The sequence below is a fragment of the Elioraea sp. Yellowstone genome (genome assembly GCF_006704265.1).
Classification (GTDB): Bacteria; Pseudomonadota; Alphaproteobacteria; order Acetobacterales; family Acetobacteraceae; genus Elioraea.
Genome location: NZ_VIKA01000191.1, coordinates 1 through 5,508, shown reverse-complemented (window position 1 = coordinate 5,508; position 5,508 = coordinate 1). Strand labels below are relative to the sequence as shown.

General features: G+C 74.1%; 6 protein-coding genes. All 6 read right to left on the bottom strand.

The genetic code is table 11. The annotated features are described in order from the left end of the window. Nucleotides 1-189: glycosyltransferase (locus FK498_RS17125; RefSeq protein ID WP_202614899.1), on the bottom strand; the 189-nt coding region annotated here is incomplete at its 3' end. An 8-nt stretch (nt 190-197) separates the two neighbouring features. After that, nucleotides 198-1,319: an FtsW/RodA/SpoVE family cell cycle protein gene (locus FK498_RS17120; RefSeq protein WP_141856698.1), complete on the bottom strand. Its 1,122-nt coding sequence runs from the start codon at nt 1,317-1,319 to the stop codon at nt 198-200. Further along, entirely contained in the window at nt 1,316-2,710 is a 1,395-nt protein-coding gene (gene murD, locus FK498_RS17115; protein WP_141856696.1) for a UDP-N-acetylmuramoyl-L-alanine--D-glutamate ligase, read from the bottom strand. The genes FK498_RS17120 and murD overlap by 4 nt, the downstream gene beginning before the upstream one ends. Before the next feature lie 4 nt (nt 2,711-2,714). Further along, entirely contained in the window at nt 2,715-3,806 is a 1,092-nt protein-coding gene (mraY, locus tag FK498_RS17110; RefSeq protein ID WP_141856694.1) for a phospho-N-acetylmuramoyl-pentapeptide-transferase, read from the bottom strand. 6 nt (nt 3,807-3,812) lie between these two features. Continuing rightward, on the bottom strand, nt 3,813-5,198 hold the full coding sequence (locus tag FK498_RS17105; RefSeq protein WP_141856692.1) for a UDP-N-acetylmuramoylalanyl-D-glutamyl-2,6-diaminopimelate--D-alanyl-D-alanine ligase: 1,386 nt from the start codon (nt 5,196-5,198) through the stop codon (nt 3,813-3,815). Beyond that, on the bottom strand, nt 5,195-5,508 hold a 314-nt coding region (locus FK498_RS17100; protein WP_408869909.1), incomplete at its 5' end, for a glutamate ligase domain-containing protein. The genes FK498_RS17100 and FK498_RS17105, both read right to left, overlap by 4 nt.

The window sequence follows — 5,508 nt, the reverse complement described above, 5'->3', positions numbered from 1 at the left end:
GGCGACACCTGCGGCGCGGATCACGTGGGTCTCGACACCCGCGAAGCCGGGCCCCAGCCGCGCGGCGGTGCGCGCATCGGTGAACAGCACGGGCCGTTCGCCGCGGCGCGCGAGCTCGCCCGCCAGCGCCTCGGCCGGGAACAGATGGCCGCCCGTGCCCCCGGCGGCGAGCGCGATCGGCCGCAGCATCGCCCCCCTCATGCGACCTCGTCCCGGGTGCGCCGTCGCGTCAGCGCGAGCAGCATCCCCATCCCCAGCGCGACCGCGAACACCGACGAGCCGCCGTAGGAGATGAACGGCAGCGTCATGCCCTTGGTCGGGATCAGGTGCACCGTCGAGGCCATGTTGATGAAGGCCTGCAGTCCGAACTGCACGACCAGGCCCGTGCCGGCGACCACCACGAAGGGATCGGTCTCCCCCATCAGGCGCCAGAGCCCGCGCAGCACCAGCACGGCGAACAGGGCGACGATCAGCAGGCAGGCGAACAGGCCGAACTCCTCGCCGGCGACCGCGAAGACGAAGTCGGCATGCGCGTCCGGCAGCACCGACTTGACGCGCCCCTCGCCCGGTCCGCGGCCGACCAGCCCGCCATTCGCGAAGGCCTCGAGCGCGCGCTCGACCTGGTAGTTGTCGCCTGCGTCCGGATCGAGGAAGCGCAGCACCCGGCTCTGCACGTGCGGGAACAGCATGTAGGCGAGCACGGCGACGCCCGCGACCACGCCGCCGAGCAGGCCCACCCAGACCGTGCGCAGCCCGGCGACGAACCACTGCGCGAGGAACACCGCCAGAACCACCGCGGCCATGCCGATATCGGGCTGCATCTTGAGGGCGAGCAGGACGAGGCCGAGCAGGAGGCAGGCGATCGCCGCGCCGGGGAAGCGCGCGCCGCGCATCCCTTCGGCGAACAGCCAGCCCGCGACCACCGCGAAGCAGGGCTTGAGGAACTCGGAGGGCTGCAGCGACAGCCCCGGCAGCGCGATCCAGCGCCGCGCCCCCTTGATCTCGGCCCCGACCACTAGCGTCGCCGCGGTCAGCGCGAACGCCACCAGGAACCCGGCGAAGGCGAGCCGGCGCACGCCGCGCGGCGAGAGCAGGCTCACCGCGAGCATCAGGGCGAGCGCGAGCGGCAGGAAGGCGAGCTGGCGGCGGACGAAGGCATACATGTCGAGGCCGATCCGTTCCGCTACCGCCGGGCTCGCGGCCAGCGTCATCAGCATGCCGATGCCGGCGAGCGCGAACAGCGCCGCCAGCATCCAGCGGTCGACGGTGGCCCACCACCGGCCGAAGCGCGCGCCGTCGTCCCGGGCGAGGGCGGTCACGGCCTGCGCTCCCGCGCGAGCCGCGCCACCGCGGCGCGGAATGCCTCGCCGCGCGCCTCGAAATTGGCGAACTGGTCGAAGCTCGCCGCCGCGGGCGAGAGCAGCACCACCGCCGGCGCCTCCGCGCGCGCCGCGGCGAAGGCCGCCGGGACGGCGGCCTCGATCGTCTCCGCGACCTCGTGCGCCACCCCGTGCGCGGCGAGGGTGGCGGCGAAGGCGGTCGCCGACTCGCCGATCAGGAAGGCGCGGGCGATGCGCGGGAACAGCGGGGCGAGGGAGCCGATGCCGCCTTCCTTGGCGCGCCCGCCGGCGATCCAGAACACGCGCGGGTAGCAGGCGAGGGCGCGCGCCGCGGCATCCGCGTTCGTGCCCTTGCTGTCGTTGACGAACAGCACGCCGTCGAGCTCGGCCACGCGCTGCTGGCGGTGCGGCAGGCCGGGGAACGAGGCGATGCCGGCGCCGACATCCTCCGCCGGGATGCCGAGCGCCAGCGCGAGCGCGGCGGCCGCGGCGGCGTTCTGCGCGTTGTGCGCGCCCGGCAGGGTGGGGTGGCGCACCAGGCTCGCGATCCGCTGGGGGTAGGCGCCGCGCGCGTCGATCAGGCGCGCGTTCTCGACATAGACCCCGCCGGGCACGGCGGCAGCACCGGAGATGCGGATCAGAAGTCCCGGACCGGCGGCGAGCTCCTCGGCGATCGCCCGCCCGCGCGCGTCGTCGATCCCGACCACGGCCGTGCAGCCGTCGTCCTGGCGATCGAAGATCCGCCGCTTGGCGGCCTCGTAGCCCGCCATGTCGCCGTGGCGGTCGAGGTGGTCGGGCGAGAGGTTCAGCATCGCCGCCGCATCGAAGCGGATGCGGGCGATTCGCTCCAACATGTAGGACGACATTTCGAGGGCGTAGATGCCGTCCGACCCCAGGATGTCGAGGGCGAGCGCGGGCGTGCCCAGGTTGCCGCCGACCGCGTGGGGCCGGCCGGCCATGGCGAGGATGTGGCCGAGCAGCGCCGTCGTGGTGCTCTTGCCGTTGGTGCCGGTCACGCCGGCGAAGCGCGCCGCCGAACCCGCCGCCCGCACCGCGCGGTACAGCAGGTCGGCGTCGCAGACGATCGGCCGGCCGGCGGCCAGCGCGCGGGCGGCGACGGGGTGGGGGGCGGGCAGGCGGTGCGGGATGCCGGGCGAGAGCAGCAGTGCGTCGATCGCGGCGAAATCGGCCGCCGCCAGATCGGCCAGCGGCACGCCGGCGGACGCCGCCTGCTGCCGCGCCGCTGCCGAGTCGTCCCAGGCGAGCACGCGCGCGCCGAGCCGCATCAGTGCCCGCGCGCCGGGCAGGCCGGCCCGGCCGAGGCCCATCACGGCCACCGTCTCGCCGAGGAAGGGCGCGTGCTCCGCCATCACCTCACCTCAGCTTCAGGGTGGAGAGGCCGACCAGCGCGAGGATCATCGCGATGATCCAGAAGCGGATGACGATGGTCGACTCCGCCCACCCCTTCTTCTCGAAATGATGGTGCAGCGGCGCCATGCGGAACACGCGCCGCCCCGTCAGCTTGAAACTGACGACCTGCACGATCACCGAGACCGTCTCGAGCACGAACAGCCCGCCGACGATCAACAGCACGAGCTCGTGCTTGGTGGCGACCGCGATCGAGCCGAGCGCGCCGCCCAGGGCGAGGCTGCCGGTGTCGCCCATGAACACCATCGCCGGCGGCGCGTTGAACCAGAGGAACCCCATGCCGGCGCCGATCAGGGCGGCACAGAGCACCGCGAGCTCGCCCGCGCCGGCGACGAAATGGAGCTGGAGGTAGTTCGCGAACACCGCGTTGCCGGTGAGATAGGCGATCAGCGCGAACACCGCCGCCGCGATCATCACCGGCACGATCGCGAGCCCGTCGAGCCCGTCGGTGAGGTTCACCGCGTTCGAGGCGCCGATCATCACCAGCGCGCCGAAGGGCACGAAGAGCCAGCCGAGCTGGATCAGCAGGTCCTTGAGGAACGGCACGGCGAGCGCCGCTTCGAGCGGCGGGCGGGCGAGCACCATCATCCAGGCCGCCGCGGCAACCCCGAGTCCGCCCTGCACCGCGAGCTTGGCCCAGGCCGGCACGCCGCGCGTGTTGCGCTTCGTCACCTTCAGGAAGTCGTCGGCGAAGCCCAGGAGGCCGTAGCCGACCGTCACCACCAGCACGGCCCAGACATAGCCGTTGCGCAGGTCCGCCCAGAGCAGCGTCGCGACCACCAGCGCGATCAGGATCAGCACGCCGCCCATGGTGGGCGTGCCGCGCTTGCCGAGGAGATGCGTCTCGGTCATGTACTGCTCGCGCATCGGCTGGCCGTTCGCCTGCAGCCGCCTCAGCCGCCGGATCATCGGCCCGCCGAGCGCGAAGGACAGGAACAGCGCCGTCATGCACGCGCCACCCGACCGGAAGGTCAGGTAGCGGAACAGGTTGAACAGGATGAACTCGTCGGCGAGCGGGACGAGGGCGAGGAAGAGCATGGCGGCTCACCCCTCCGTCTCGGTGAGCGCGGCGACGATCCGGCCCATGCGGCTGCCGAGCGAGCCCTTCACCAGCACCACGTCGCCGGGCCTGAGCGCCGGCTTGAGGAAGGCGAGCAGGGCCTCGCTGTCGGCGGCATAGGCGCCGCGCAGGCTCATCGGCAGGGCCTCGTAGAGCTCGCGCATCAGTGGGCCGCAGCAGAACACGAGATCGACGCGCGCCGCGTTCAGCACGGCGGCAAGCGCGCGGTGCTCGGCAGGGCCGCGCGCGCCGAGCTCGAGCATGTCGCCCAGCACGGCGACGCGCCGGGCGGCGAGCGCCTCGCCCAGCACCGCGATCGCGGCACGCATCGACGGCGGCGAGGCGTTGTAGGAGTCGTCGAGCAGGATCGCCTCGCCGTCACCGATCCGGATGGGGCGGCGCAGACCGCGCCCCGGCGCCGGCGGCAGATCGGCGAGCGCACGGGCGGCGGCAAGGGGATCGGCGCCGGCGGCGAACACGGCGGCAAGCACGCCCACCGCGTTCAGGGCAGCGTGGCGCCCCGGCGCGGCGAGGCGGAACTCGATCTCCTGGCCCAGGAGGGCGGCGCGCGCATGGCCGCCGAAACCTTCCGCGCGCCAGGCGGTCAGCCGCACATCGGCGAGCGGATCGGTGCCGAAGGTGACGATGCGCGCGACATCGCGCGCCTCCGCGGCGGCCTTCAGGCGCGCGAAGTGGCGGTTGTCGCGGTTCAGCACCGCGGCACCGTCCGGCGTCAGCCCGTCCATGATCGTCGCCTTCTCGTCGGCGATCGCCTCCTCCGAGTCGAAGAACTCGATGTGCACCGCCTCCACCGTGGTGATCAGGGCGACATGGGGAGAGGCGAGGCGCGCGAGCGGCGCGATCTCGCCCGGATGGTTCATGCCGATCTCGGCGACGCACCAGGCGGCGTCGGGCGGCAGGCGCGCGAAGGTGAGCGGCACGCCGATCCAGTTGTTGTGGCTCGCCGCCGCGGCATGCGTCGGGCCCTGGGCAGCGAGCACGTGGCGCAGCGCCTCCTTGGTGCTGGTCTTGCCGACGCTGCCGGTGACCGCGATCACCCTGGCGGCGCTGCGCGCGCGCCCCGCCCGCCCCAGCGCCGCGAGCGCGGCTGCCGTATCCTCGACGCGCACGAGCGTCGGGGTGGCGGGCCGTTCGCGCGGCAGCGCGGAGACGAGCGCGCCGGCGGCCCCCTTGCGCAGCGCCTCGGCGACGAAGTCGTGGCCGTCGCGCCGCTCGCCCCGCAGCGCGACGAACAGGTCGCCCGGAGCCAGGGTGCGCGTGTCGATCGCCACACCGGTCGCGGCGAAGGGCGCGAGTGCCGCGCCGCCGGTGGCCGCGGCGATCTCCGCCGAGGTCCAGAGCGCGCTCATCCGCCCCCCAGCCGCGCGGCTTCCGCGCGCGCGACGGCCGCATCGTCGAACGGGATGACGCGGTCGCCCACGATCTGGCCCTGCTCGTGGCCCTTGCCGGCGATCACGGCGAGGTCGCCGGCGCCGAGCCCGGCGATCGCCGCGGCGATCGCGGCGCGCCGGTCGCCGATCTCCTCGGCGCCGGGGCAGCCCGCCAGCACCGCGGTGCGGATCGCCGCCGGGTCCTCGCCGCGCGGGTTGTCGTCGGTGACGATCACGCGGTCGGCCGCCGCCGCGGCGGCGCCCATCGGCGCGCGCTTGCCGGGATCGC